The organism is Methanoregula sp. (genome assembly GCF_002835825.1).
Taxonomy (GTDB): Archaea; Halobacteriota; Methanomicrobia; order Methanomicrobiales; family Methanospirillaceae; genus Methanoregula.
The window spans coordinates 1-2507 of the sequence record NZ_PIZH01000320.1; the positions used below are offsets into that span (position 1 = coordinate 1).

Below are 2507 nucleotides of genomic sequence, written 5' to 3' on the forward strand. Positions count from 1 at the left end.
ACACATCCCGGACATGCAGGTTGCAAAAAAGCGCAATTAAGCGCCGAAATCAGGCATATCCCCTGAAATTAGCGGTATTTTTCCGCCCGCCCGGGTGCTGGTTTTATAAGTAATAAACCAAATAATGCTATATGAAAAATGGCATTCCTGCACTATTCCGGTATATCGGGCATGACCGGGGTGCAGGAAGGGGAGCTGGTGATCGGGCATGGATGAGACACGGGCAGCTGAAGTGATCAACAAGTATAAAAAATTCAAAAAAGTCGATGGGGCAACCTACCGGAAAGTCAACCAGTTCCTGCGAAAGAGGACCTACATAACGGCACGGGAATGGGCGCTTGCCCGGTTGTGCACCGATTTCCGTACTTCCGGAGGTGCCGAGATGACATTTATCGGCAGGCACCTCCCGGAACTCGTCCCGTTCATGGAGGACACCTACACACCCCAGGCAGTAAACCAGGCCAGGAACTCGTTCAAGCGGAAGGTGAGAAAAGCAAGCGCCACATTCTTCTACGGGGCAATGTGCGGTTTCTTTACTACCGATGAACTTGACGATCTCCTTTTTGAGGCAAGTGAAGTTTCCCGGTTCCTCCTTGAGGTTGAGGGAACGACACTCGATATCGATGAAGAGATCGATATCGAAGACCGTATCACGAAAGTGATGCGGAGTGTCGGTGAAGCGGCAAAGACTGTCTTAAAAGCACGCAATGATGAGAGGAACGCCGAACAATCTCCAATAGAAGCAACGGATCAGCCTGAACCCCAGCAGGAAGAGAATCTCGCGGAATATATCTCATCAGTGAAGAAACCAATCCCTGATGAGTCACCCATTCAAGAGAATCCCGTTACCACGGTGCCTGTCGCTCCAATCCCCGATATTTTTCCATTAACGAGCGATCAGAATACAGAGCGTGATACTCAATGAAGATCATCCAGGTTGCCGGCAGGTCCAATTCCGGGAAAACAACCTTTATCAAAAAACTCATTCCGGAACTGAAGAAGATAGGCCCGGTTGGGGTGATCAAACATCTCGGGGATCACGATTACTGCCTTGAAGACGGGAAGGACACCACGCAGTTCTTTGAAGCAGGAGCGGACATGACAACCGGGATTGATGGAGAAAAAACCGTTTGTACGATGCACCATACAGATCTGGATACACTACTGAAAATGTATGCCGATAATGGGATCCACTTCGCTGTTATCGAAGGATACAAACAGCGTCGCTATGCAAAGATTGTGATCGGCTCCCTCGAGATCGACCGGTGTGTCATGAAAGATCCCACAACGGAAGAAGTGATAGGGGCACTCCACCTGTTTGACGATTATAAATAAGGATAGAACACCATGTGGTATGGACTATGCCAGTAAAGAAGATGCAGAAGCGTTTATTCGGCACCAACGGGGTGAGAGGGGTAGTAGGAAAGGATCTCACCCCCGAACTCGTCATGGTGATCGGGCAGTCTCTTGGGTCCATGAGAAAAGGCCGGATCGCGGTAGGGCGTGACACGAGAACATCCGGGGAAATGTTTGTCCGGGCACTCAAAGCAGGGCTCCTTTCCGTAGGGTGTGACGTTGTTGACTGCGGGATCCTCCCGACACCGGCACTCCAGTATATTGTAAAAGGGGGGTTTGCGGCTGGCGCCATGATAACTGCATCCCACAATCCACCGGAATACAATGGCGTTAAAATCATCGAGCCCGACGGGACAGAGATGGGCGATGAGGAAACGGTGATACTCGAAGACAAAATTTTTAGCAGGGCTTTCTCCGTTGAGCCTTGGAATAGGACCGGGAAAGAAACTCAGGGTCCTGAACTTCTTTCTCACTACATCACGGCGATAACAGGATCGTTTTCCGGAAAACCCGGGAACGGGATGACCGTTGTTGTGGATCCCGGTTCGGGGCCGGCATGCCTTACCACCCCGAGGATTCTGACGGATCTTGGGTGCAGGGTCTTAACCATCAACGCGATCATGGACGGCACATTTCCGGGCAGGTTACCGGAACCATCTATGGAAGACCTGAAGAATTGTGCTGCACTGGTCACCGGAAGTGGTGCAGCGTTTGGCGTGGCGCATGACGGGGATGCCGACCGGGCCGTATTCATCGATGAGAATGGACAGTTTGTTGAGGAGAACCTGCAGTTTGCCCTTATCGCACGACACATCTGCCGCCAGAAGCAGGGAATCGTTGTCACGCCGGTCAGTACCGGGCAGGTTGCAGAAGACGTTGTAAACGAGGCACGTTCGTCAGTTGAATATACACCGGTTGGGAGCATTTACGTTGCAAGGACAATGCGCTCGCTCATTGAACAAGGAAAACCCGTCATATTCGGCGGCGAGGGAAATGGCGGGTTGATCTTTCCGGAACACCAGTTCTGCCGCGATGGTGGAATGACCGCAGCAATGATGGTTTCCCTTCTTGCCTCAACCGGGAAAAAACTCTCCGAGCTTGTTGACGAACTTCCACGCCGGACAATCATCAAGGAAAAGATTGTCACACAA

General features: G+C 51.3%; 3 protein-coding genes. All 3 read left to right on the forward strand.

What is annotated here, in order from left to right:
- The first annotated feature begins 208 nt into the window (after positions 1–208).
- The gene (locus tag CW742_RS10455; protein WP_292420130.1) at positions 209–925 is read left to right on the forward strand and encodes a DUF5806 family protein; all 717 of its coding nucleotides are present in this window, start codon (positions 209–211) and stop codon (positions 923–925) included.
- Positions 922–1335 (forward strand): molybdopterin-guanine dinucleotide biosynthesis protein B, encoded by a 414-nt coding sequence (gene mobB, locus CW742_RS10460; RefSeq protein ID WP_292420131.1) that lies wholly within the window; start codon positions 922–924, stop codon positions 1333–1335. Before CW742_RS10455 ends, mobB begins: the two co-directional genes overlap by 4 nt.
- Before the next feature lie 26 nt (positions 1336–1361).
- The coding region (gene glmM / locus CW742_RS10465; protein WP_292420134.1) for a phosphoglucosamine mutase at positions 1362–2507 on the forward strand (1146 nt) is incomplete at its 3' end.